The sequence below is a fragment of the Pseudoxanthomonas sp. SGT-18 genome (genome assembly GCF_003931645.1).
Taxonomy (GTDB): Bacteria; Pseudomonadota; Gammaproteobacteria; order Xanthomonadales; family Xanthomonadaceae; genus Pseudoxanthomonas.
On record NZ_RRYJ01000005.1, the window covers coordinates 187,833 to 211,884 of the forward strand.

At 71.2% G+C, this 24,052-nt stretch carries 23 protein-coding genes and 1 pseudogene; 17 read left to right on the plus strand and 7 right to left on the minus strand.

Going from position 1 to position 24,052, the window contains the following annotated elements:
- Nucleotides 1-86: 86 nt before the first annotated feature.
- The gene (locus EIM47_RS09020; protein ID WP_125076701.1) at nucleotides 87-440 is read left to right on the plus strand and encodes a hypothetical protein; all 354 of its coding nucleotides are present in this window, start codon (nucleotides 87-89) and stop codon (nucleotides 438-440) included.
- 102 nt (nucleotides 441-542) lie between these two features.
- On the opposite strand, the gene EIM47_RS09025 is transcribed toward EIM47_RS09020, so the two are convergent.
- Nucleotides 543-1,586, minus strand: a complete 1,044-nt coding sequence (locus tag EIM47_RS09025; protein WP_125076702.1) for a glycoside hydrolase family 43 protein — start codon at nucleotides 1,584-1,586, stop codon at nucleotides 543-545.
- A gap of 339 nt (nucleotides 1,587-1,925) precedes the next feature.
- Between EIM47_RS09025 and EIM47_RS09030 the strand changes: the two genes are divergently transcribed.
- Genes EIM47_RS09030 through EIM47_RS09055 form a run of 6 tightly spaced genes read left to right on the plus strand, consistent with a single transcriptional unit; the run spans nucleotide 1,926 to nucleotide 7,310 of the window.
- Nucleotides 1,926-2,777: an STAS domain-containing protein gene (locus EIM47_RS09030; protein WP_028915531.1), complete on the plus strand. Its 852-nt coding sequence runs from the start codon at nucleotides 1,926-1,928 to the stop codon at nucleotides 2,775-2,777.
- Complete coding sequence (locus EIM47_RS09035) at nucleotides 2,777-3,142, plus strand: STAS domain-containing protein (protein ID WP_125076703.1); 366 nt, start codon at nucleotides 2,777-2,779, stop codon at nucleotides 3,140-3,142. The genes EIM47_RS09030 and EIM47_RS09035 overlap by 1 nt, the downstream gene beginning before the upstream one ends.
- A complete protein-coding gene (locus EIM47_RS09040) occupies nucleotides 3,139-3,537 on the plus strand; it encodes an anti-sigma regulatory factor (protein ID WP_028915532.1) in 399 nt (132 codons plus the stop codon). Before EIM47_RS09035 ends, EIM47_RS09040 begins: the two co-directional genes overlap by 4 nt.
- Nucleotides 3,528-4,547 (plus strand): ATP-binding protein, encoded by a 1,020-nt coding sequence (locus tag EIM47_RS09045; RefSeq protein WP_026010630.1) that lies wholly within the window; start codon nucleotides 3,528-3,530, stop codon nucleotides 4,545-4,547. Before EIM47_RS09040 ends, EIM47_RS09045 begins: the two co-directional genes overlap by 10 nt.
- Nucleotides 4,544-5,407, plus strand: coding sequence for an ATP-binding protein (locus tag EIM47_RS09050; RefSeq protein WP_019399142.1), 864 nt, complete (start codon nucleotides 4,544-4,546; stop codon nucleotides 5,405-5,407). Before EIM47_RS09045 ends, EIM47_RS09050 begins: the two co-directional genes overlap by 4 nt.
- Entirely contained in the window at nucleotides 5,394-7,310 is a 1,917-nt protein-coding gene (locus EIM47_RS09055) for a response regulator (protein WP_125076704.1), read from the plus strand. The genes EIM47_RS09050 and EIM47_RS09055 overlap by 14 nt, the downstream gene beginning before the upstream one ends.
- 10 nt (nucleotides 7,311-7,320) lie before the next feature.
- Here EIM47_RS09055 and EIM47_RS09060 read toward each other — a convergent pair whose 3' ends face one another.
- Entirely contained in the window at nucleotides 7,321-8,556 is a 1,236-nt protein-coding gene (locus EIM47_RS09060; RefSeq protein WP_028915535.1) for a citrate synthase family protein, read from the minus strand.
- Nucleotides 8,557-8,642: 86 nt separating this feature from the next.
- Here EIM47_RS09060 and prpB point away from each other — a divergent pair, with 86 nt between their 5' ends.
- Genes prpB through EIM47_RS09075 form a run of 3 tightly spaced genes read left to right on the plus strand, consistent with a single transcriptional unit; the run spans nucleotide 8,643 to nucleotide 11,306 of the window.
- A complete protein-coding gene (gene prpB, locus EIM47_RS09065; protein ID WP_125076705.1) occupies nucleotides 8,643-9,527 on the plus strand; it encodes a methylisocitrate lyase in 885 nt (294 codons plus the stop codon).
- A 53-nt stretch (nucleotides 9,528-9,580) separates the two neighbouring features.
- Nucleotides 9,581-10,738 carry a 2-methylcitrate synthase gene (gene prpC, locus EIM47_RS09070; RefSeq protein ID WP_019399138.1) on the plus strand — a complete coding sequence of 386 codons (1,158 nt, stop codon included), beginning with the start codon at nucleotides 9,581-9,583 and terminating at the stop codon, nucleotides 10,736-10,738.
- Nucleotides 10,739-10,778: 40 nt separating this feature from the next.
- Nucleotides 10,779-11,306: a hypothetical protein gene (locus tag EIM47_RS09075; protein ID WP_125076706.1), complete on the plus strand. Its 528-nt coding sequence runs from the start codon at nucleotides 10,779-10,781 to the stop codon at nucleotides 11,304-11,306.
- A gap of 40 nt (nucleotides 11,307-11,346) precedes the next feature.
- Here EIM47_RS09075 and EIM47_RS09080 read toward each other — a convergent pair whose 3' ends face one another.
- From EIM47_RS09080 to EIM47_RS09095, 4 genes are all read right to left on the minus strand, one after another.
- Nucleotides 11,347-11,958, minus strand: coding sequence for a glutathione S-transferase N-terminal domain-containing protein (locus EIM47_RS09080; protein WP_019399136.1), 612 nt, complete (start codon nucleotides 11,956-11,958; stop codon nucleotides 11,347-11,349).
- Nucleotides 11,959-12,013: 55 nt separating this feature from the next.
- Nucleotides 12,014-12,469 (minus strand): cell wall hydrolase, encoded by a 456-nt coding sequence (locus tag EIM47_RS09085; protein WP_028915539.1) that lies wholly within the window; start codon nucleotides 12,467-12,469, stop codon nucleotides 12,014-12,016.
- A gap of 431 nt (nucleotides 12,470-12,900) precedes the next feature.
- Nucleotides 12,901-14,940, minus strand: coding sequence for an NADPH-dependent 2,4-dienoyl-CoA reductase (locus EIM47_RS09090; protein WP_125076707.1), 2,040 nt, complete (start codon nucleotides 14,938-14,940; stop codon nucleotides 12,901-12,903).
- Between the two features lie 73 nt (nucleotides 14,941-15,013).
- The gene (locus EIM47_RS09095; RefSeq protein WP_125076708.1) at nucleotides 15,014-16,033 is read right to left on the minus strand and encodes a zinc-binding alcohol dehydrogenase family protein; all 1,020 of its coding nucleotides are present in this window, start codon (nucleotides 16,031-16,033) and stop codon (nucleotides 15,014-15,016) included.
- Nucleotides 16,034-16,329: 296 nt separating this feature from the next.
- Here EIM47_RS09095 and EIM47_RS09100 point away from each other — a divergent pair, with 296 nt between their 5' ends.
- The 4 genes and pseudogenes from EIM47_RS09100 to EIM47_RS09115 all read left to right on the plus strand — a co-directional run bounded on the left by EIM47_RS09100 (nucleotide 16,330) and on the right by EIM47_RS09115 (nucleotide 19,143).
- Nucleotides 16,330-17,436, plus strand: coding sequence for an OmpA family protein (locus EIM47_RS09100; protein ID WP_019398693.1), 1,107 nt, complete (start codon nucleotides 16,330-16,332; stop codon nucleotides 17,434-17,436).
- A 336-nt stretch (nucleotides 17,437-17,772) separates the two neighbouring features.
- Nucleotides 17,773-17,982: pseudogene (locus EIM47_RS15930) on the plus strand (hypothetical protein); the annotation flags it as partial.
- An 8-nt stretch (nucleotides 17,983-17,990) separates the two neighbouring features.
- Nucleotides 17,991-18,791 carry a pseudouridine synthase gene (locus tag EIM47_RS09110; RefSeq protein ID WP_028915542.1) on the plus strand — a complete coding sequence of 267 codons (801 nt, stop codon included), beginning with the start codon at nucleotides 17,991-17,993 and terminating at the stop codon, nucleotides 18,789-18,791.
- Nucleotides 18,792-18,861: 70 nt separating this feature from the next.
- Nucleotides 18,862-19,143: a hypothetical protein gene (locus EIM47_RS09115; RefSeq protein WP_125076709.1), complete on the plus strand. Its 282-nt coding sequence runs from the start codon at nucleotides 18,862-18,864 to the stop codon at nucleotides 19,141-19,143.
- Between the two features lie 79 nt (nucleotides 19,144-19,222).
- On the opposite strand, the gene kbl is transcribed toward EIM47_RS09115, so the two are convergent.
- Nucleotides 19,223-20,422 carry a glycine C-acetyltransferase gene (gene kbl, locus EIM47_RS09120; protein ID WP_125076710.1) on the minus strand — a complete coding sequence of 400 codons (1,200 nt, stop codon included), beginning with the start codon at nucleotides 20,420-20,422 and terminating at the stop codon, nucleotides 19,223-19,225.
- A gap of 169 nt (nucleotides 20,423-20,591) precedes the next feature.
- Between kbl and EIM47_RS09125 the strand changes: the two genes are divergently transcribed.
- The 3 genes from EIM47_RS09125 to cysT all read left to right on the plus strand — a co-directional run bounded on the left by EIM47_RS09125 (nucleotide 20,592) and on the right by cysT (nucleotide 24,051).
- Complete coding sequence (locus tag EIM47_RS09125; protein ID WP_125076711.1) at nucleotides 20,592-22,031, plus strand: porin; 1,440 nt, start codon at nucleotides 20,592-20,594, stop codon at nucleotides 22,029-22,031.
- A gap of 30 nt (nucleotides 22,032-22,061) precedes the next feature.
- Complete coding sequence (locus tag EIM47_RS09130) at nucleotides 22,062-23,084, plus strand: sulfate ABC transporter substrate-binding protein (protein WP_019398699.1); 1,023 nt, start codon at nucleotides 22,062-22,064, stop codon at nucleotides 23,082-23,084.
- Between the two features lie 88 nt (nucleotides 23,085-23,172).
- On the plus strand, nucleotides 23,173-24,051 hold the full coding sequence (gene cysT, locus EIM47_RS09135) for a sulfate ABC transporter permease subunit CysT (RefSeq protein ID WP_050992167.1): 879 nt from the start codon (nucleotides 23,173-23,175) through the stop codon (nucleotides 24,049-24,051).
- The last annotated feature ends 1 nt before the right edge of the window (nucleotide 24,052 follow it).

Here is a 24,052-nt window from a genome sequence, read left to right on the forward strand (position 1 = left end):
CGCGCGCCGCCAGGGCCGGGCATGCACGCAGCGGCCGCACGCTGCAGGAGCGGGACAGGCAGCATCCATGGCGCAAGGGGGAAACCATGAAAGAGGACGACTACGCCCGGCTCGAAGCGCTCTGCGCCGGTTTCCAACGGCAGTGGATCGCGGACCTGCGCGACACGCTCCGGGCGCATGGCATCGCCGACGAGGTGGCCAAGTCCGTCTGCGGCGATTTCAGCTTCGCGCTCTCGATGCTGCTGGACCAGGGCGAGATCGCGTACCAGGGCCGCATGTGCCGGCCGTTCGTCGCCTTCGAGGCGGAGTCCGGGGACGAGGAGCCGGGGGAAATGATCGTCGAGCCGCTGGGGCCGGAGTTCCACGAGTACGCCTACGGAACCACGGAAGAAGCCTGGGAGGACACCGGCCGGCCCGATGGCGGCAGCCCGCGGACCTGACCGGCCCCCCGCGCAGCCCGTTCCCGCGCAGACGCCGGCGCACGCTGGACGAAGGACCGGCGCCCGGCCTGGGCGTCCATCCGGCGTCCGCCACCCACGCGCTCACCGCGGCGGTGGAACGGAAACGCCTTCCTCGGTCTGCACCACCGGCTTGAGGGTGCCGTCATCGTTGTACTGCAGGTACTCGACGGTGACCGCGCGGCGGCCGAGGGCGCCTTCCTGGTCGCCGATGGTCAGGGCGGCGTTGTGCAGGAAGATGTACCACTGGCCCTTGAACTCGGCGATGCCCGGGTGGATGGTGAAGCTGTTCTTGCCCGAGCCGGTCAGTTCGCCGCGGTAGGTCCACGGGCCCTGGATCGAGGACGCGGTGGCGTAGGAGATGCGCTCGTCGGTGTGGGTGCTGCGGTCCAGCGAGGCGTAGGTGAGGTAATAGGTGTCGCCGCGCTTGTGCAGCCACGGGCCCTCTTCGAAATGCGGCGGGGTGATCTCGGTGATCGGGCCGTCAAGCTCGATCATGTGCGGCTTGAGCCGGGCGATGTAGCAGTGGCGGTTGCCCCAGGCGATCCAGGTGCTGCCGTCGTCGTCGGTGAACACCGTCGGGTCGATGTCTTCCCAGCTGTGCTCGCCCTTGGGCGTCATCTGGTTGGTGACCAGGGCCGAGCCCCGGGCGTCGACGAACGGGCCGGTGGGCGAATCGGACACGGCCACGCCGATGGCCTTGCCCGGGTGGGTGTCGTCGTGCTCGACCGCGGTGTAGAACCAGTAGCGGCCATCCTTCCCGATGACCTGGGAAGCCCAGGCATCGCCCTTGGCCCACTTGAAGTCGGTGGCCTGCATGACCGGGCCGTGGTAGGTCCAATGCTCCATGTCGCCGGTCGAGTACGCCAGCCACTGGCGCATGTTGAACATTTCCCCGTCGCGCGCCTCGTCGTGGCCGACGTAGAGGTACAGGCGGTCGCCGACCACCAGCGGCGCGGGATCGGCGGTGAAGCGGTCGCGGACCAGCGGATTGGAGCCCGGCGCAGGCCCGGGTGGATGCGCGGCGTGCGGATCCGTGCCGGCCGCGGCAGGCAAGACGGTGCTGCACAGCAGGAGCGCGAGGGCGGCGTGGCGGAGGCAGGAGAAGGTGCGGGACTTCGCAGGCATCGGTGGGCTCCGGGATCTCGGTGGTCCGCGCGGGCGGCCGGGCGAGTGTAGGCGCCGTCCGTCGCCCCACCGATTCGATCCGCGCCCGCCGGGATAACCGTCGGTATATGCCAATGCGCAGGCGCGCACGCCTGCCTCGCGCGGGAAGCGTTGCGCCGCCTGCCCGGCGCCGTGCAGGATCCGTGCCGCGGTATTTCACGCCTGTTTCACGTCGATTTCCCGCTAATCCGCGCGCCGACGCGGAAGCCCGGTTTCCGTTAGGCTCGTCCAACAATGTGGCTGGGGGGATCCGCTGGCATGCCGGGGGTCGTCCGGCTGCGCCCATTACAGGATCCCTGCATGGCCGCTCTCGACCCGCGTACGCTCACCCTCATCCAGTCCCGCCAGGACGCCATCCTCGACGCCTGGGCCGCCGGCTTCGCCCGGGCCGCGCAGGACGGGCGTGCTTCGCCGCTCGAGCTCGACGCGCAGGTGCGCGGGTTCTGGCAGGCCTTCGCCGCCGCGCTCGGCCGCGCCGACGTTTCCAGCCTGCAGGGGGCCGAGTGGGACGACACCCGCCACTTCCTCGAGGACCTGTCGCGCGACCGCGTGCTCAAGGGCTTCAGCGCCGCGGAGACGGCGACCTTCATCTTCTCGCTCAAGCGCCCGCTGTTCGACGCGGTCGAGCAGGGCCTGGCCGCCGATCCGCAGGCCATGGCCGCGCAGTTGCGCGTGGTCTCGGACCTGCTGGACCAGCTGGGCCTGCACACCGTCAAGGTGTTCCAGAAGAACCGCGAGGACGTGATCAAGCGCCAGCAGGAGGAAATGCTGGAGCTGTCCACCCCGGTGGTGAAGCTGTGGGAGGGCGTGCTGGCGCTGCCGATGATCGGCACCCTGGATTCGCAGCGCACCCAGGTGGTGATGGAATCGCTGCTGCAGCGGATCGTGGAGACCGGTTCGGAGATCGCGATCATCGACATCACCGGCGTGCCCACGGTGGACACCCTGGTCGCCCAGCACCTGCTCAAGACCGTCACCGCGATCCGCCTGATGGGCGCCGACGCCATCATCAGCGGCGTGCGCCCGCAGATCGCGCAGACCATCGTCCACCTCGGCCTGGACCTGCAGGGCATCGTCACCAAGGCCAACCTCGCCGACGCCCTGGCGCTGGCGCTCAAGCGCACCGGCGTCACCGTGGCGAAGGCGGCCTGATGGAGCGCATCCCGATCCTGCAAATGGGCGACGTCCTGCTGGTCACCATCCAGGTGGACATGCACGACCGGCTTGCGCTGACGCTCCAGGACGACCTGGCCGAACGCATCCGCGCCACTTCCGCGCGCGGCGTGCTGATCGAGATCTCGGCACTGGACATCGTCGACTCCTTCATCGGCCGCATGATCGCCACCATCTCGGCGCTGGCCGCGGTGATGGACGCACGCACCGTGGTGGTGGGCATGCAGCCTGCGGTGGCGATCACCCTGGTGGAGCTGGGCCTGAACCTGACCGGCGTGAGCACCGCGCTCGACGTGGAGCGGGGCATGCGCCTGCTGCGGCAGGCAGGCGCCGGCGTCGAATGAGCAGCGCAGGGGAGTTGCCGATCCGCACCGAGCAGGACGTGGTGCTCGCCCGCCAGGCCGCCCGCCAGGCGGCGGTGGCCTGCGGCCTGCGCCTGGTCGACCAGACCAAGCTGGTCACCGCCGCCAGCGAGCTGGCGCGCAACGCCGTGGTCTACGGCGGCGGCGGGGCGATGCACTGGCGCGTGGTCGAGGACGGAATGCGCCGCGGCCTGCGCCTGGAGTTCGTCGACCAGGGCCCGGGCATCGCCGACATCGAGCAGGCGTTGACCGACGGCTGGACCTCGGGTGCCGGCATGGGCCTGGGCCTGTCCGGTTCGCGCCGGCTGGTGGACGCGTTCGAGCTGGACAGTGCGCCGGGGCGGGGCACGCGGGTGGCGATCACCAAATGGGCATAGGGTTCGTCGGCCATCCCACGCGCTCCATCGTGGTCGAGGAGTCCTCCCAGGTCGGCCAGGTGCGGCGCGAAGCGCAGTCGCTGGCGCAACTGGCCGGATTCGCCGAACTGGATGCCGGGCGCGTGACGCTGGCGGCGGTGGAAATCGCCACCAACGTGCTGCGCCATGGCCGCGGCGGGCGGGTGCTGTTGTCGCTGCTGCAGGGCCGCGATGGCCGCGGCGTGGAGGTGTGCGGGATCGACCGCGGCCCGGGCTTCTCGCTGCCGCAGTGCCTGCCGGACGGCTATACCACCGGGGTTGGCAGCCCGGGCCAGGGCCTGGGCGCGATCCGGCGCCAGGCCCAGGTGTTCGACGTGTGGTCGGACGGGCGCGGCGCGGTGGTGCTGGCGCGCATCTATCCCGAGCGCAGCCGCGGGCAGGACCTCGGCTACGGCGCGCTGCGCCTGCCCATGCGCCAGGAAAGCGCCTGCGGCGATGCCTGGTTCCTGGGCGGCGACGGCAGCCGCGTGCTGGGCGTGCTGGTCGATGGCCTGGGCCACGGCCTGCTGGCGGCCGAGGCGGCCGATGCCGGCATCGCCGCGGCGGCCACAGCCGCGGACCTGCGCGCGGAGGAGGTGCTGGCGCGCATGCACGCACGCATGTCCTCCACCCGCGGCGCCGCCGCCGCGGTGTTCGAGCACGATCCGCAGGCCGGCGTGGTGCGCTTCGCCGGGGTGGGCAACATCGCCGCGGCGATCCACCTGCCCGGCGCGCCTGCACGCGGCCTGGCCTCGCATCCGGGCATCGTCGGCGCGCAGTACCGGCGCGCACCGGCGTTCGTGCTGCCAGCCGAACCGGGCGCGCTGCTGCTGCTGCACAGCGACGGCCTGCAATCGCGCTGGAGCCTGGGCGCGTACGAGGGCCTGGCCCACCGCCACCCGGCGCTGGTGCTGGCGGTCCTGCTGCGCGACTTCGACCGCGGGCGCGACGACACCGGCGCGCTCGCCATCCGCCTTGGAGGCCGGACGTGAATACCCCCGTTGCCACGGACACCGAACTGCAGCGCCTGCACGCGGAGAACGCCGCGCTGCGCGCCGAGCTGGAGGAGACCAACCAGGGGGTGCTGGCCCTGTACGCCGAGCTGGACCAGCAGGCCGAGCAGCTCAAGGAGGTCTCCGAGCTCAAGAGCCGGTTCCTGTCCTACATGAGCCACGAGTTCCGCACCCCGCTGGGCTCGATCCTGAGCATCACCCGGCTGCTGGAGGAGGGCATGGACGGCCCGCTCAACGACGAGCAGCTCAAGCAGGTGCGCTTCGTCAGCACCGCGGCGGTGGAGCTGCGCGACATGGTCGACGACCTGCTGGACCTGGCCAAGATCGAAGCCGGGCGGATCTCGATCTCCCCGGCCTGGTTCGACCTGATGGACCTGTTCTCGGCGCTGCGCGGCATGTTCCGGCCGCTGGTGGAGGGCGCCAACCACGTCGAGCTGGTGTTCGAGGAGCCGCCGGCGCTGCCGATGCTCTACACCGACGACAAGAAGCTGGCGCAGATCCTGCGCAACTTCATCTCCAACGCGCTCAAGTTCACCCCGCAGGGACGGGTGTCGGTATCGGCGCGGCCCGAAGGCGCGGCGCACATCCGCTTCAGCGTGCGCGACACCGGCATCGGCATCCCCGGGCACATGCTCGGCGCCCTGTTCGAGGACTTCGTCCAGGTCGACTCGCCGATCCAGAAGCGCCTGCGCGGTACCGGCCTGGGCCTGGCCCTGTGCCGCCGCTTCGCCGAACTGCTCGGCGGCAGCGTCGGCGTGCACAGCGTGGTCGGGCAGGGATCGGAATTCCACGTGATCGTGCCCATCGCACTACCGGAGAAGAACGATGACGGGAGCTAGCCGGATCCTGGTGGTCGACGACAACGCCGCCACCCGCTACTCGGTGCGGCGCGTGCTCGAGCGCCAGGGCTTCAGCGTGGCCGAGGCCGGCACGGGCAACGAGGGCCTGGCGCAGCTGGCCGCGGCCGCGTTCGACGCGCTGGTGCTGGACGTGAACCTGCCGGACATGAGCGGCTTCGACCTGGTTCGTACCTTGCGCGCCGACCTGGCCACCAGCCTGCTGCCGGTGATCCACGTCTCCGCCGCCTCGATCGCCCGTGGCGACGTGATCGCCGGCCTCGACGCCGGCGCCGACGCCTACCTGGTGCATCCGGTTGACCATGACGTACTGCTGGCCACGCTGCGCACCCTGCTGCGGGTGCGCAGGGTCGAGGACGCGCTGCACGCCAGCGAGGCGCGCTTCCGCGGGATCTTCGAGAACGTGGGCGCGCCGATCGCGGTGGTGTCCGGCGAGCTGGAGGTGCGCGATTCCAACCACGCCTTCAAGCGCCTGCTGGACGAGGCGGGGGCGCCGGACCTGTCCGCGCTGTTCGGCGATCAGCCGGTGGACGCGCTGTGCGAGGCCTTGCGCAGCGGCGGCAGCTGGAAGGGTACCTACTGCCTGCATACCCCGCGCGGCCGCCGCGTGACCGAGTGGCGGGTTAGCCCGTACAAGGGCCCGGGCGCGGGCCTGCTGTACGTGGAGGACCAGACCGAGCAGCACGCGCGCGAGCAGGAGCACCGCCAGCAGCTGCATTCGGCCACCAGCGAGCTGGCGGTGCAGATCGCCGAGCGCGAGCGCACCGAAGCCGAGCTGCAGCAGGCGATGAAGATGGACGCGCTGGGCAAGCTCACCGGTGGCATCGCCCACGACTTCAACAACCTGCTGACCGGCATCATCGGCGCGCTGGACATGATCAACGCCGCGGTGGAGAACGGCCGCCTGGAGCGCATCCCGCGCTTCGCCGGGGTCGCCACCACCTCGGCGTTCCGCGCCGCGGCGCTGACCCAGCGCATGCTGGCGTTCGCGCGCAAGCAGTCGCTGGATGCCACCGCGTTCGACATCGGCGCGCGCGTGTGCAGCCTGGCCGAGCTGCTCACCCGCTCCATCGGCGAGAACATCGACCTGGCGTTCGACCTGCCGGCGGAAGGCCTGGTCGTGGTGGCCGACGCCAACCAGCTGGAGAGCGTGGTCCTGAACCTGGTGATCAACGCGCGCGACGCGCTGAAGGGTGCCGGGCGCATCACCATCTCCGCGCGCCCGGCCACCCAGGTGCCGTCCGACCTGCCACCGGGCGAGTACGTGAGCCTGGAGGTGACCGACGACGGCCCCGGCATCCCCGCCGACATCATCGACAAGGTGTTCGAGCCGTTCTTCACCACCAAGCCGATCGGGCAGGGCACCGGCCTGGGCCTGTCGATGACCTACGGCTTCGCCCGCCAGAGCGGCGGCACCGCGCGCGTGCACAGCGTCGAAGGCCAGGGCACCACCATCGAGCTGCTGCTGCCGCGCGGGCGCCAGGCCGCGCCGGAGGCGCCGGTGGAGGAGCCGGAGGTACGCGGCGGCGCCGAGAGCATCCTGCTGGTGGACGACAACGAGCTGGTGCGCGGCATGGCGCTGGAAGTGCTGGTGGACGCAGGCTACGAAGTGGTGGCCTGCACCGACGCGGCCGAGGCGCTGCAGGCGGCCGCCCAGCGCGGCTTCGACCTGCTGCTGACCGACGTCGGCCTGCCCGGGATCAGCGGCCGCGAGCTGGCCGACCGCGTGCGCGAGCGGCACCCGGGCACCGCGGTGCTGTTCGTCACCGGCTACGCGGAGAACGCCCAGGACCGCCAGGCCTTCCTCGGCGAGCGCATGGACCTGCTGCTCAAGCCGTTCAACCTCAACGAGCTGCTGCGCGCGGTGCGGCAGAAGCTGGGCTGAGGCACGCGGCTCAGGCGCGCGGCGCGCTGTCTTCGCCGCTTTCCGGCGGCAGCCCGGTGTAGCTGGCGCGCGGCCGGATCAGCCGGCCCAGTGCCTGCTGCTCGAGCACGTGCGCCAGCCAGCCGGCCAGGCGCCCGGCGGCGAAGATCGACAGCGCCGGCGCGGCGGGCAGGCCGTACACGTAGCAGATCGCGGCCAGCATGAAGTCCACGTTGGGGCGGCGCTCGGACACGCCCTCGGCGGCGGCGACTACTTCCTCCACCAGCTGCATCGGTGCCTCCGCCACCGGCTGGGTGCGCAGCATGGCCAGCAGTTCGGTGGCGCGCGGGTCGCCGTCCGGATAAAGCGCGTGGCCGAAGCCGGGCAGGTCCTCGCCCTGGCGCCAGCGCGCGGCGATCAGGCGCTTGACGTCGCGGGTCTGGCGCGCGTCCTCCAGCAGCGCGTAAACCCGCGCGGTGGCGCCGCCATGGCGCGGGCCGGCCAGCGCCGACAGGCCGGCGCACACGGTCGCGTGCAGGTGCGCGCCGGTGGAGGCGACCACGCGCGCGGCGAAGGCGGAGACGTTGAGCTCGTGGTCGGCGCACAGCACCAGCGCGGCGCGCACCAGTTCGGCGAAGCCTTCGTCGCCGGGGCACCAGGTGCCGGCCAGCAGGCGGTGCACCGGGCCGGACGGGCGCCGCGCCACCAGCAGGCCGGCGTTCTGCCGCAGCAGGGTCGCCGCCAGGGCGCGGCGGGTGGCCTGGTCGGCCTGGAACGAATGCGGCACCTGCAGCGCCAGCAGCGGGATCACCGCCATCGCCCGCGCCAGCGGCGGCAGCTCCTGGTCGGTGGCCAGCGCCACCACCCGCGCCGGCCAGTCGCCGGGCGGATCGGCGAACGGATCCTGGCTGCCGCAGTCCCACAGCAGGCGTGCGGTGTCCTCCAGGGTGGCGCCGGCGCGGGCCATGGCGACGGCTGAACGTCCGCGGTAGTAGGGTCCGTCCGGACGGATCAGCGAAATGCGCGTTTCCAGCACCGGCAGGCCGCGGTCCAGGCTCTGCGCGGCGCCGCGCGCCGGGCCGCGGCCGAGGCGCTTGCGCTGCGCCAGCCGCTCCACGTCCTGGCGGCGGTACACCCGGCTGCGGTGGTCGCGGCCGGGGCGGGATTCCAGCAGTCCCCGGCTGACATAGGCGTACAGCGTGGCCGGGCTGATGCCCAGCAGGCGGCAGGCCTCGGTAGCGGGAATCAGGTCGCGGTCCAGGGACATATTGATTTGAAGGATCAAGATTGATCAACCGGTAACAGGGTGACACATTGCCCGCGCCACGTGAACCACGTGCCCAGGAGTCCGCCATGTCCAATGCTTCCGCCGGTGCGCGCTTCCGCGCCGCCCTCGCCGCCGAGTCGCCGCTGCAGGTGATCGGCGCGATCAACGCCAACCACGCCCTGCTGGCCAAGCGCGCCGGCTTCCGCGCCATCTACCTGTCCGGCGGCGGGGTCGCGGCCGGCTCCCTGGGCCTGCCGGACCTGGGCATCAACACCCTCGAGGACGTGCTGATCGATACCCGTCGCATCACCGACGTGTGCGACCTGCCGCTGATGGTCGACATCGACACCGGCTTCGGCCCGTCCGCGTTCAACATCGAGCGCACGATCAAGAGCCTGATCAAGGCCGGCGCCGCCGCCTGCCACATCGAGGACCAGGTCGGCGCCAAGCGCTGCGGCCACCGTCCGGGCAAGGAGATCGTCAGCCAGGGCGAGATGGTCGACCGGATCAAGGCCGCGGCCGACGCCAAGACCGACCCGGACTTCTTCCTGGTCGCGCGCACCGACGCCATCCAGGTCGAGGGCGTGGACGCGGCGATCGAGCGCGTCATCGCCTGCGTCGAGGCCGGCGCCGACGGCATCTTCGCCGAGGCCGCCTACGACCTGGACACCTACCGCCGCTTCGTCGAGGCGGTGAAGGTGCCGGTGCTGGCCAACATCACCGAGTTCGGCAAGACCCCGCTGTTCTCGCGCGAGGAGCTGGCCTCGGCAGGCGTGGCCATCCAGCTGTTCCCGCTGTCGGCCTTCCGCGCCGCCAACAAGGCCGCCGAGAACGTGTACCAGGCCGTGCGCCGCGATGGCCACCAGCGCAACGTGGTCGACGCCATGCAGACCCGCGAGGAACTGTACGACCGCATCGGCTACCACGCCTTCGAGCAGAAGCTCGACGCGCTGTTCGCCGCGAAGAAGTAAGCGCATCCGGCCCGGCCCGGGCGGCCGGCCCCCCCGAACACAGGAGCACGAAGATGAGCGACACCACCGCCACCGCCACGTTCAAGCCGAAGAAGTCCGTGGCCCTGTCCGGTACCGCCGCCGGCAACACCGCGCTGTGCACCGTCGGCCGCAGCGGCAACGACCTGCACTACCGCGGCTACGACATCCTCGACATCGCCAACGCCTGCGAGTTCGAGGAGATCGCCTACCTGCTGGTGCACGGCAAGCTGCCCAACCGCGCCGAACTGGCCGGCTACAAGGCCAAGCTCAAGGCGCTGCGCGGCGTCCCGGCGGCGGTCAAGTCCGCGCTGGAACAGCTGCCGCTGTCGGCCCATCCGATGGACGTGATGCGCACCGGCGTGTCGGTGCTCGGCTGCATCAGCCCGGAGAAGGACGACCACAACCACCCGGGCGCGCGCGACATCGCCGACAAGCTGATGGCCTCGCTCGGTTCGATGCTGCTGTACTGGTACCACTACAGCCACAACGGCAAGCGCATCGAGGTCGAGACCGACGACGACTCCATCGGCGGCCACTTCCTGCACCTGCTGCACGGGGAGAAGCCGCGCGAGAGCTGGGTGCGCGCCATGCACACCTCGCTGATCCTGTACGCGGAGCACGAGTTCAACGCCTCGACCTTCACCGCGCGCGTGATCGCCGGCACCGGCTCGGACATGTACAGCTGCGTCGCTGGCGCGATCGGCGCGCTGCGCGGGCCGAAGCACGGCGGCGCCAACGAGGTCGCGTTCGAGGTGCAGAAGCGCTACGACACCCCGGACGAGGCCGAGGCCGACATCCGCGCCCGGGTCGAGCGCAAGGAAGTGGTCATCGGCTTCGGCCACCCGGTCTATACCGTGGCCGACCCGCGCAACCAGGTGATCAAGGAAGTGGCGCGGCAGCTGTCGGCCGAGCAGGGCAACATGAAGATGTTCGACATCGCCGCGCGTCTGGAGGCGGTGATGTGGGAGATCAAGAAGATGTTCCCCAACCTCGACTGGTTCAGCGCGGTCAGCTACCACATGATGGGCGTGCCCACGGCCATGTTCACCCCGCTGTTCGTGCTGGCCCGCACCGCCGGCTGGAGCGCCCACGTGATCGAGCAGCGCCAGGACGGCAAGATCATCCGCCCCAGCGCCAACTACACCGGCCCGGAGAACCTCCCGTTCGTCCCTCTGGACCAGCGCCCCTGAAGTGCTATCGTGATCCCCGCGTATTCCTGGGGGGGAACCGATGCGCGAGGGGATTTACCGGAAGACCGAGGCGGGTCGCGACGAGATCCGCGACCGCGCCCGCAAGCTGCCGCCGCAACTGCGGACGGTCCTGCTGATGGTGGACGGCCAGCGCACGCTGGCCGAATTGCGCCAGGTGGCCGCCGGGGTCAAGGCCCCGGAGGACGCCCTGGAGCGGCTGCTGGCCGAGGGCCTGATCGAACCGGTGAGCAACGGCTTCGATGCCGCCGGGCTGGCCCAGGTCGCCCGCGGCGGCGGGCCGGGCGCACCGGTGCCGGCCGTGGCCGAAGAGGAGCCGCCGCCGGCACGCACGGCCGACGAGGCCAACGAATACGTGCGCCTGTACGAGGCCATGAGCGAGGCGGTCCGCGCCCACCTGGGCCTGCGCGGCTATTTCATGCAGCTGAAGATCGAGCGCTGCACCGACGCCGCCGGGCTGCGCGAGGTCCTGCCGGAGCTGCGCCAGGCCCTGGCCAAGGCCCGCGGCGAGGAGTTCGCCACGTTCTGGGAGCGCCAGCTTCAGGGCTGAGGGCCGCCGGGGTACTGGCGGCGCGGCGCCGTGGCCGGGCTCAGGCCAGGCCTTCGTCCCGGAGCGCGCGCTGCACGCCCGGGTCGGCGTCCATGCGCCCGCGGAAGGCGACCAGCGCGTCCAGCCCGGACAGGTCCACGCCGGTACGCGTGGCCCAGCGCAGCGCCATATAGAAGTAGGGGTCGGCAAAGCTGCGGAACCCGGCCAGCCAGTCGCGGCTGGCCAGGACCTTGTCCGCGCCCTCCAGCAAGGTGCGGATCCGGGCGCGGGCATTGCTGCGCAGCGCCTCGTGCTGCATCGGGTCGGCCACGAACGCGGCCGGCGCGAACATCGGCTTGAACGCCGGATGCAGGTCGGAATTGACGAAGGCCAGCCAGCGGGTGGCCTCGGCGCGCTGGCGGGCGCTGCCGTCGCCAGCCAGGCCGGACTCGGGGAAGCGGTCGGCCAGGTAGCCGGCGATGGCCACGTTCTGGGTCAGCACGAAGTCGCCGTCCACCAGCACCGGCACCGAGCCGGCCGGGTTCAGCGCCCGGAACTCCGGCGACTTCAGCCCGTCGGCGTCCAGGATCTGCAGCTCGAAGGGCTGGCCGGTCCAGCACAGGTCGATGTGGATCGCGGTGGAGCAGGCGCCGGGCTTGGTGTACAGCTTCATGCAGGTCGGGATGCGGGCTGGGGACGCCGGGAGAGGCGGCGCCGGGGACGGTGGGTCAGGTGCGCGGCTTGAGCCGCTGCACCCGGTAGAAGGTGTGGTCGCCGATGGTCGCCACCTGGTAGGCGTTGGACCAGCTGGGATTGGCGATGGAATGGGCGGCGAAATGGCTGGCGCCAGGCACGATTTCCTTGCGCTGCCCCGCCGGCAGCGCCCAGTTGCGCTCGGCGTCCAGGGCCACGGCCACCGAGCGGTGCCAGGCGTCCAGGTTGCGCAGGCGCGTGTCCGGCGAGACCAGGGTGGGGGCGAACTGCTTGCGCGCGGTGACCACGGCGCACATCGAGTCGCCCCACAGGCCGCTGTCCTTGCGGCGCAGCGCCACCTCGGCAACCGCGTGCTGGCCCTGCAGGCTCTGGTTGCGGGCTTCCAGGTACACGGTGGTGCTAAGGCACAGCGAGTCGGCGGCCGGCTGCGGCAGGAACTGCGACAGCCAGAGGATCCAGGCCAGCTTCATATGTATCTCCTTGCTCCGTCTTCGCGGTCGCAGGCCCGCCGGCAGGGCCGGGGGCAGGCGACGACGCGGGGCGTCATGGGGAGGCGGCCATCTCTCCACGGGCCGCCCGGGTGCCGGCGGAAGTGGTGCCGGCAGGACCCGCCAGTTGATGGGGGCGGGTCGAAGTGGCGCGCACGATAGGTGCGATTTCCCTAACCGAAACTGAATATCCCAGGTTGACAACGGTCACACTCGGTGGCCTGTGGAAAGCCTCCCGAGGGCTTGTTCGAGGCCGCGTGAAGGGCCGAGCGGCGGTTTTCCCGGGGCTTGGCGGAGGTGTGTCACCCGCGCCGGGAGCCCGGAGCAGGCGGCTGAACCGCCCCCGCGCGAACCTGAACAGGCAGGCCGGCTCCGGACCGGATCGGCGTCCACCGGAGGCGCGAATGCGCGGCTCAGAACCCGGCGGCCAGCCGGCTGCCCTGGGCGATGGCGCGCTTGGCATCCAGTTCGGCGGCCACGTCGGCACCGCCAATCAGGTGCACCGGCGCGGCGACCCCTGCCTGTTGCAGCTGCGCGTACAGGTCGCGGCGCGGCTCCTGGCCCGCGCATACGACCACCGTATCCACCGGCAGGACCTGCTCGGCGCCCTCGATCCGCACCCGCAGGCCGCCGGCTTCCATGCCCAGGTACTCGACCCCGCCGTGCATGCGCACCTGCTTGGCCTTGAGCGTGGCGCGGTGGATCCAGCCGGTGGTCTTGCCCAGCCGCGCCCCCGGCCGCCCCGGGCTGCGCTGCAGCAGCCACACCTCGCGCACCGGCGGCTCGGGCCGGGCCGGCACCAGGCCGCCGCGGCCGGAGCCAGCCAGGTCCACACCCCATTCGGCGTGCCAGCGGCCCGGGTCGAGGGTGGGCGATGGGCCCTTCTGGACCAGGAACTCGGCCACGTCGAAGCCGATGCCGCCGGCGCCGATCACCGCCACCCGCGGCCCGGCCTGGACCCGGCCCTCGAGGATGTCCAGGTAGCCGACCACCCGCGGGTCGTCGGCGCCGGGGAAATCCACCCTGCGCGGCACGATGCCGGTGGCCAGCACGATCTCGTCGTAGCCGGCCAGCTCGTCCGGGCCCGCCAGGGTGCCCAGGCGCAGTTCCACCCCGGTCTCGCCGATGCGGTGGCCGAAGTAGCGCAGGGTCTCGACGAACTCCTCCTTGCCCGGGATCCGCGCGGCCAGGTTGAACTGGCCGCCGATCCGCGGCGCGGCCTCGAACAGGGTCACGCGATGGCCGCGCTGCGCCGCCACCGTGGCGCAGGCCAGGCCGGCCGGGCCTGCGCCGACCACCGCGATCCGGCGCGGGGTGGCCGCCGGCACGTAGCGCAGCTCGGTCTCGTGGCCGGCGCGCGGGTTGACCAGGCAGCTGGCGACCTTGCCCACGAAGATGTGGTCCAGGCAGGCCTGGTTGCAGGCGATGCAGGTATTGATGGCGTGGGTGCGCCCGGCGCGGGCCTTGTTCGGCCATTCCGGGTCGGCCAGCAACGGGCGCGCCAGCGAGACCAGGTCGGCCTGGCCGGAGGCGAGGATGCGCTCGGCCACCTCCGGCATGTTGATGCGGTTGACCGCCACCACCGGCACCGAGACATGCGGGCGCAGGCGCGCTGTGATCCCGGCGAAGGCCGCGCGCGGGACCGAGGTGGCGATGGTCGGCACCCGCGCCTCGTGCCAGCCGATGCCCGAGTTGATGATGGTGGCGCCGGCCGCCTCCACCGCGCGCGCCTGCTCGAGGATCTCGTCCCAGGCGTTGCCGTCCTCGACCAGGTCCAGGAGGGAAAGGCGATAGATAAGTATGAAGTCCGGGCCGCAGGCCTCGCGCACCCGGCGCACGATCTCCACCGCGAAGCGCATGCGCCGCTGCGCGTCGCCGCCCCAGGCGTCCTGGCGGCGGTTGGTGCGCGGGGCGGTGAACTGGTTGATCAGGTAGCCCTCCGAGCCCATCACCTCCACGCCGTCGTAGCCGGCGTCGCGGGCGCGGGCGGCGGCACTGGCGAAGGCGCGGATCTGGCGCTCGATGCCGCGTGCGGAAAGCTCGCGCGGGGTGAACGGGTTGATCGGCGCCTTCACTTTCGAAGGCGCCACCTGCAGCGGGTGGTAGCCGTAGCGGCCGGCGTGCAGCAGCTGCAGGCACAGCCTGGCGCCGTGCTCGTGCACGGCGCGGGTGAGCTGGCGGTGCGGGCGCGTTTCCCAGGGCCAGGACAGCTTGCCGCCGAACGGCTTGAGCCAGCCCTCCACGTTCGGGGCGAAGCCGCCGGTGACGATCAGCCCGGCGCCGCCGGCGGCGCGTTCGGCCAGGTAGGCGGCCAGCTTCGGGAAATCCCGGGCGCGGTCCTCCAGGCCGGTGTGCATCGATCCCATCAGCACCCGGTTGCGCAGGGTGGTGAAGCCGAGGTCGAGCGGGGCGAACAGGTGCGGGTAGGGCGTGGCGCTGGCGGTAGGCGTCATGGCGGATACGCTGGCGTACGGAAGGCCGCCATCGTCGATGAAAGCCCGGCGCCGGGCAAGCTGCGCCGCGGGGTCAGTCCCAGCCGGCCAGGGCCAGCTTGCCGATGGTGCGACCGGACTCCAGCCGGCGGTGGGCCTCGCGCAGGTTGGCGGCGTTGATCGGGCCCAGCACCTCGGCCAGGGTGGTCTTCAGCTCGCCGGCCTCGACCAGGCTGCCGACGCGGTTGAGGATGCGGTGCTGGCAGATCATGTCCGCGGTGCGGAAGCGCGGCCGGGTGAACATCGTTTCCCAATGGATACCGATGGCCTTGGCCTTGTAGTCGCCGCCGATGTGCAGCGGGCCCTTCGGCTCCACGATCAGGCCCAGGTGGCCCTGCGGCGCCAACAGCCGGCCCAGTTCCTCCCAGTAGCGGTCGGTGTCGGCCAGGTTCACCGCGGCCTCCACTTCGGCGATGCCCAGCGCCTGCAGCTGCGGACCGAGCGGCTGGCGGTGGTCGACCACCTCGTGAGCGCCCATGCGCCGGCACCACTCGGCGCTCTCCGGGCGGGAGGCGGTGGCGACCACGGTGAAGCCGGCGTGCCGGGCCAGCTGGATGGCCATCGAACCGACCCCGCCGGCGCCGCCGATCACCAGCAGCCGGCGCCCGGCGTTGTCGCCGTCGAAGTCGTAGCGCATGCGCTCGAACAGCAGTTCCCAGGCGGTGAGCGTGGTCAGCGGCAGTGCCGCGGCCTCGGCGAAGTCCAGGGTGATCGGGCGATCGCCGGCGATGTGCTCGTCGACCAGCTGGTAGCGGGCATTGCTGCCGGGACGGGTGATGTCGCCGGCGTAGTACACCTCGTCGCCGGGCTGGAACAGGGCCACCGCGCTGCCGACCGCTTCCACCACCCCGGCCGCGTCGAAACCCAGCACCCGCGGCTGCGCTTCGCTGCCCTCGCGCGGGGCGCGCAGCTTGGTATCGATCGGATTGACCGAGACCGCCTCCACCCGCACCAGCAGGTCGTGCGGCCCGGGGGCGGGCGTGGGCAGTTCCACGTCCAGCAGCGCTTCGGGGTCGTCGATCGGCAGGTAGCGGGTCAGTCCGACGGCTTTCATGCGCAGGCTCCACCTTCGTGGTTGCGGGACCGTCCCATCATACGCAGCGCCCGCGGCCGGACCGGCGCAGGCTCCGGGCGCCGGCCTCTGCTGGAACCTGAACGGCGGTTTTCGTCAATTCACTTGTTACGGGACTGTTAACACCGCCTTCACATTAACGCGCCTAACCTGCGCCCCGACGTCGTGATTACGGCCGTCAGGGATATGCCGCTACCAGCGCATGTCTGCGTGAATCCTGAGGCAAGTGTTTCCACTTACTCCCCCGGATCATCCCCCGAATCATCAAGGAGCTTGAGATGAACAAGAAACTTCTGACCGCTGCGCTGCTGGGCGGCCTGGCTGTGGCCCAGTCGGCTTCCGCGCAGGAGTTTGACGACCGCTGGTACCTGACCGGCTCGGTTGGCTTCAATTTCCAGGACAGCGGCCGCGGTACCGAGGATGCTCCCTTCGGCACGATCGGCCTGGGCAAGTTCATCAGCCCGGTGTGGTCGGTTGACGGCGAACTGAACTACCAGAACCCGTCGTTCGACGACAACAACGACCTGAACTGGAGCCAGTACGGCGCCTCGCTGGACTTCCGGCGCCACTTCATCCAGGAAGGCCGCGGTTTCAACCCGTACCTGCTGTTCGGCATCGGCTACCAGTACTCCGAGGAGGAGTACACCGTCCCGTCGCCGAACTCCCCGGCCCAGCGCGCCGAGGGTAACGTCGCCGCCAAGGTCGGCGCCGGCCTGCAGAGCACCTTCGACAACCGCGTGGCCGTGCGCGCCGAAATCGCCTACCGCGCCGATTTCGACGACCAGGCCGTCAACCCGGCCCGTGCTGGCCGCGACGACGACTGGTACGGCGACCTGCTGGCCTCGGTCGGCGTCGTGATCCCGCTGGGCCCGGCCGCCGCTCCGCCGCCGCCGCCGGCTCCGGCCCCGGTCGCGCCGAGCTGCGCCGACCTGGACGACGACGGCGACGGCGTCAACAACTGCGACGACAAGTGCCCGAACTCGCAGGCTGGCCAGGCCATCGGCCCGGACGGCTGCCCGGTCCCGGTCTCGATCGACCTGAAGGGCGTGAACTTCGACTTCGACAAGGCGACCCTGCGTCCTGACGCGGTGGCCATCCTGTCGGAGGCCGTCGAGATCCTGAAGCGTTACCCCGACCTGCGCGTCGAGGTGGCGGGCCACACCGACTCGAAGGGCACCGACGCGTACAACCAGAAGCTGTCCGAGCGTCGCGCCCAGGCCGTGTACGACTACCTGACCAGCAACGGCATCGACGCCTCGCGCCTGGTTGGCCCGGTCGGCTACGGCGAGAGCCGCCCGATTGCCCCGAACACCAACGCGGATGGTTCGGACAATCCGGAAGGCCGTGCGAAGAACCGTCGCACCGAGCTGAACGTCCAGAACTAAGCTTCCGGACGGACGCAGTCCAGGAGGGCCCGGCGCAAGCCGGGCCCTTTCTTTTTGCATGGCTGCCGGGCCCGCGGGCGCGGGATCAGGACGCCGGTCGCGGCATTTCTGCAGAGGCGTTAGCGATTTGCCAAGGCTCGGTAAGATTCTTCTTGAATCGGCCTGCACGCCGTGCCTACACTCGCCCCGTCTTCCAGGGGGAGTTCCACCATGCGTAAGTTGATTGCGGCAGGGCTGTTCGGCCTCACCCTCGTGTCCGCGGCGGCCATGGCTGCCGACGGTTGCGCCAACGCCCAGCAGTCCGGGGAGAAGGGCTGCGAGGCGGCCGCCAACGCCAGTGATCCGGCTGCGTACAAGCCGCAGACCGAATACGACAACACGCCCTGGCGCTTCGACATGAGCCAGAACGGCAAGCGCATGACCGCCGACGAGTTCGACGCGTGGATGAAGGCGCGCGGGGTGCGCGTGGCCAAGGGCGCCCCGGCTCCGGCCGCGACCGCCTCGGCGCCGGCCACCGAATCGGCGGCGGCACCGACCAAGGATTGAGGCACGGGATGGGCGCGCCTCCACGGTCGCGCCGCCCGAACCCCGCCGCGCCCGGGGCTCCCCGGGCCGGCGTCCGCCATGGTCTGGCCCGGGTCCTGTCCAAGGCCGGGCTGTGCTCGCGCACCGAGGCCGCGCGCTGGATCCAGGCCGGCCGCGTGCAGGTCGACGGCCGCGTCGTGCGCGATCCCGAATACCCCATGCGCGACGGCCTGCGCGGGGTGCTGATCGATGGCCGCGCCCCTGCCGGCCCGGAACGCATCTACCTTGCCCTCAACAAGCCGCGCGGCCTGGTGACCACCGCCCGCGACGAGCAGGGCCGCGACACCGTCTACCGCTGCCTCGACGGCAGCGGGCTGCCGTGGCTGGCCCCGGTCGGCCGCCTCGACCGCGCCAGCGAAGGCCTGCTGCTGTTCAGCAACGATCCCGCCTGGGCCGCGCGCGTGCTGGATCCGGACAGCGGCCCGGACAAGACCTACCACGTCCAGGTCGACGCCATTCCCGACCAGGCCCTGCTGCAGGCGCTGTGTGCCGGGGTCGAGGCCGACGGCGAGCACCTGCGCGCGGCCTCGGCGCGGCTGCTGCGCGCCGGCACCCGCAACGCCTGGCTGGAAATCGTGCTGGACGAGGGCCGCAACCGGCAGATCCGGCGGCTGCTGGCTGCGTTCGACCTGGCCGTGCTGCGCCTGGTGCGGGTGGCGATCGGGCCGCTGCAGCTGGGCACGCTGGACAAGGGACAGTGGCGCTTGCTGGAGCCGGCCGAGCGTGATGCACTGGCGCCGGCCACCGCGGCAGGGACGACGGCGGGGTAAGCGGTCACCGCCATCACCGGATGCGGGACCGCGGCATGCCATCCTCCCCCGGTCCCCTCCAGGAGTTGCCATGAAGGTCCTGCGAGTTTGCCTGGTGCTGTCCCTTCCCGTGCTTTGCGCCTGCGCCAGCCGCCAGGCGCGCGATGCCGCAGCCGTGTTGCCGGAGCCGCCGCCGGAGCCGGACGAGGTCATCATCGTCCGCAGCGACGACCCGCTCGATTACCGCTTCCACATGGAGCAGGAAGGGCGGCGGATGAATGCCGACGAGTTCGATGCGTGGATGAAGTCGCGCGGCGTGCGCATCGCCACCGGCAAGCCGGGGCAGGCGCCGGTGCCGGCCGGCGGCAACTGAGTCGCGCCCGGCGCGGTTTCCTGCGCCGGGCCCATCCGTGCTGCGGCGCCGGCCGGGCCGATGCCGGTGGCGGCGTGGCTCAGGCCTTGGCCACGCCCAGCTCGCGGCCGATGCGGGTGAAGGCGTCGATCGCGCGGTCCAGGTGCTCGCGGGTGTGGGCCGCGCTCATCTGCGTGCGGATCCGCGCCTGGCCCTGCGGCACCACCGGGTAGAAGAAGCCGATGGCGTAGATGCCTTCCTCCAGCAGGCGCTGCGCGAAGCGCTGAGCCAGCGGCGCGTCGTACAGCATCACCGGGCAGATCGGGTGCACGCCGGGCTTGAGGTCGAAGCCGGCAGCGGTCATGCGCTGGCGGAAGTAGGCGGTGTTCTCCTGCAGGCGGGTGCGCAGCTCGCCGGCCGACGAAAGCATGTCGAAGGCCTTGGTGCCGGCGGCGACCACGTGCGGCGGCAGCGAGTTGGAGAACAGGTAGGGGCGCGAGCGCTGGCGCAGCAGTTCGATGATCTCGCGGCGCGCGGTCGTGAAGCCGCCCAGTGCGCCGCCCATGGCCTTGCCCAGGGTGCCGGTGAAGATGTCGATCTTCCCGAGCACGCCCTTGACCTCGGCCGAGCCGCGGCCGGTGGCGCCGAGGAAGCCGGTGGCATGGCACTCGTCGATATGGACCAGGGCGTCGTACTTCCTGGCCAGTGCGGTGATTTCGTCCAGCGGGGCGATGAAGCCGTCCATCGAGAACACGCCGTCGGTGGTGATCATGATGGTGCGCGCGCCGTCGGCCCGGGCCTGCTGCAGCTGCTTCTCCAGGTCGGCCATGTCGCAGTTGGCGTAGCGGTAGCGCCTGGCCTTGCACAGGCGCACGCCGTCGATGATCGAGGCATGGTTGAGCGCGTCGGAGATGATCGCGTCGTTCTCGTCCAGCAGCGGCTCGAACAGGCCGCCGTTGGCGTCGAAGCAGGCGGCGTAGAGGATCGTGTCCTCGGTGCCGAAGAATTGCGCGATCTTCGCCTCCAGCTGCTTGTGCAGGTCCTGGGTGCCGCAGATGAAGCGCACCGAGGCCATGCCGAAGCCGTGCGTGTCCAGCGCCGCGCGCGCGGCGGCGATGATCTCGGGGTGGTCGGCCAGGGCCAGGTAGTTGTTGGCGCAGAAGTTCAGCACCTTGCGCCCGTCGGCCAGTTCGATCTCCGCCGACTGCGGGCTGGTGATCACCCGTTCGGACTTGAACAGGCCCTGCGCGCGCAGGTCTTCCAGCTGGGCGGCGTAGCGGGCGATGGCGGCTTCGGACATGGGCGGACTTCGTTGCAAGGGAAAGCATCATTCTAGCCAGCGTGCGCGCGGCCGCGGCCGTCATGCGCATCCGCTATATCCACCGGCCAGCAAGTCATTTCCGGTTGGCAAACTGAATAGGGAGTATTTTGGCGCACAACCGATGTCCGGCCCCCACCACGGAACTCCCATGCCCAAGCATATCCCCCACCGCCGCCCGCGCCTGCCGGACCGTTCCTGGCTGGCCGGGGCCGTCGCCCTGGCGCTGGCCGGCCCGGCGTTCGCGCAGTCCACCCCCACGGTCGAGGAACTGGCCCGCCGCCTGCAGGCGCTGGAAGCCCGCTATGGCGCCGCCACCAGCGTCGACGGCCAGGAGACCCTGGACCTGCAGGCACTGGACCAGCGGCTGCGCGCGCTGGAGCGCAACCTGGAACTGCAGGAGGAGGCACGCGCGGCGAAGGAGAAGGCCGCGCCGGTGGCGGCGGTCAACGACCGCGGCGCCTCGTTCCGCTCCGGAGACGGTGCCTACGAGGTGAAGATCCGCGGCCTGCTGCAGGGCGACGGCCGCTTCTTCAACAGCGGCGCGCCCGGCGCCAACGACAGCTTCCTGCTGCGCACCGCGCGCCCGACCATCGAGGGCACCCTGGGCAAGTGGGTGGGTTTCCGCTTCACCCCGGAGTTCGCCGGCGACAGCGCCAGCATCGTCGACGCCTACGCCGACCTGCAGTTCTCGCCGGCGGCGACGCTGCGGGTGGGCAAGTTCACCTCGCCGGTGGGCCTGGAGCGGCTGCAGTCCTCGGCCTCGCTGCCGGAAATCGAGCGCGCCCTGGCCAGCGAGCTGCTGCCCAACCGCGACCTGGGCGTGCAGCTGCAGGGCGAGCTGGCCGGCGGCAAGGTGTCCTACGCCATCGGCGTGTTCAACGGCGCGGTCGACGGCCGCGACGCCACCACCACCAACCCGGACGACGAGTTCGAGTACGCCGGCCGCCTGTTCTTCGAGCCGCTCAAGGGCAGCGACAGCTTCTGGGCCGGCCTCGGTTTCGGCATCGGCGCCAGCATCGGCGACGTGGAAGGGGCCGGCAACAACTTCCTGCCGCGCTACCGCACCCCGGGCCAGCAGCAGTTCTTCGCCTACCGCGGCACCGTGGCAGCCGCCGGCCAGCGCAAGCGCTGGTCGCCGCAGGGCTATTTCTACCGCGGGCCGTTCGGGCTGCTGGCCGAATACGCGTCCTCCAGCCAGGAGCTGGGCGCCGGCGGCACCACCGCGGACCTGGAAACCACCGCATGGCAGGCCACCGCCAGCTGGGTGCTCACCGGCGAGGACGCCAGCTACCGCGGGGTCAAGCCCGCGCGCGCCTTCGCCCCGGGCAAGGGCGGCTGGGGCGCCTGGGAACTGGTGGCCCGCTACGGCCGCCTGGAGGTGGACGAGGCGGCGTTCCCGGTGTTCGCCGACCCGGCCGTGTCGGCGCGCGAGGCCAGCGCCTGGGTCGCCGGCGTGAACTGGTACCTCAACAACAACCTCAAACTGGTGTTGAACTACCTGCAGACCGGCTTCGAGGGCGGGGCCGCCGGCGGCGCCGACCGCGAGGACGAGAAGGCGGTGTTCACCCGCCTGCAGGCCGCATTCTGACAAAGCCCCATCCAACCGGAGGTTCGTCCCATGAATACCATCCGCCGTTCCCTCCTGGTGCTGGCCGCGAGCTTCGGCCTGACCCTCGCGGTGGGGGCCCTTGCCAAGGACGCAAGGCTGCTCAACGTGTCCTACGACCCCACCCGCGAGCTTTACCGCGAGTTCAACGCCGCCTTTGCCCGCCACTGGCAGGAGACCCGCGGGCAGAAGGTCGAGATCGAGAACTCGCATGGCGGCTCGGGCAAGCAGGCGCGCGCGGTGATCGACGGACTGGAGGCCGACGTGGTCACCCTGGCCCTGGCCTACGACATCGACTCCATCGCCGAGCGCAAGCTGATCGCGCCGGACTGGCAGAAGCGCCTGCCGCAGAACAGCTCGCCGTACACCTCGACCATCGTGTTCCTGGTGCGCAAGGGCAACCCGAAGAACATCAAGGACTGGCCGGACCTGCTGCGCTCCAACGTCTCGGTGGTCACGCCCAACCCGAAGACCTCCGGCGGCGCGCGCTGGAACTACCTGGCGGCCTGGGCCTTCGCCGAGAAGATCTTCAAGGGTGACGAGGCCAAGGTCCGCAACTTCATGACCGCGCTGTTCCGCAACGTGCCGGTGCTGGACACCGGCGCCCGCGGCTCCACCACCACCTTCGTCCAGCGTGGCATCGGCGACGTGCTGCTGGCCTGGGAGAACGAGGCCTTCCTGTCGATCGAGGAGCTGGGCCCGGACAAGTTCGACATCGTGGTGCCCTCGCTGTCGATCCTGGCCGAGCCGCCGGTGGCGATCGTCGACCGCAACGTCGACAAGAAAGGCACCCGCGAGCTGGCCCAGGCCTACCTGGAGTTCCTGTACTCGCCGGAGGGCCAGCGCATCGCCGCCAAGAACTACTACCGCCCGCGCCATCCCGAGCACGCCGCGCCGGAGGACGTGGCCCGCTTCCCCAAGGTACAGCTGGTGACCATCGACGGCGCCTTCGGTTCCTGGGCGCAGGCGCAGAAGCGGCACTTCAGCGACGGCGGCGAGTTCGACCAGATCCTCGCCGCGGCCAAGGCCCGCTGAGCCGTGGGCCCGGGGCGCAGGCCCCGGGCCTTCCCGCCGCCCCGGCAGCGGGGTCGCAGACCCGAACCCGACGAAGCGAAGCCAAGCGATGTCCAGCGTCCCCAATCCCCTGACGCCGCCGGTGGGCGGCGCGCGCGCGTCCGGCCGGCAGCGCCGGGTGCTGCCCGGCTTCGGGCTGAGCCTGGGCTACACCCTCGCCTGGCTGGGCCTGATCGTGCTGATCCCGCTGGCCGGGGTGTTCGTGTACGCCTCCGGCCTGGGCTGGGACGGGCTGTGGCGGATCTGGACCGAGCCGCGGGTGCTGGCGGCGCTGAAGATCAGCTTCGGCACCGCGCTGGCGGCGGCCGCCTTCAACGCGGTGATGGGCACCCTGGTGGCCTGGGTGCTGGTGCGCTACCGCTTCCCCGGCCGGCGCCTGTTCGACGCCATGATCGACCTGCCGTTCGCCCTGCCCACCGCGGTGGCCGGCATTGCCCTGACCGCGCTGTACGGCGGCAACGGCTGGATCGGCCGCTGGCTGGAGGCGGCCGGGTTCAAGGTGGCCTACACCCCGGTGGGCATCACCGTGGCCCTGGTGTTCATCGGCCTGCCATTCGTCGTGCGGGTGGTGCAGCCGGTGCTGGCCGAGACCGAGGGTGAACTGGAGGAGGCCGCGGCCACCCTCGGCGCGGGGCGCTGGAACACGGTGTGGAAGGTGGTGCTGCCGACGGTGTGGCCGGCGGTGCTGGCCGGCTTCGCCCTGGCGTTCGCGCGCGGGGTCGGCGAGTACGGATCGGTGATCTTCATCGCCGGCAACATCCCGATGGTCTCGGAGATCGCGCCGCTGCTGATCACGATCAAGCTGGAGGAGTTCGACTACGCCGGCGCGACCGCGATCGCGGTGGCCATGCTGCTGCTGTCCTTCGCCCTGCTGCTGGTGATCAACACGCTGCAGGCGCGCCTGGCCCGGCGCCGGGGAGGGGCTTGAG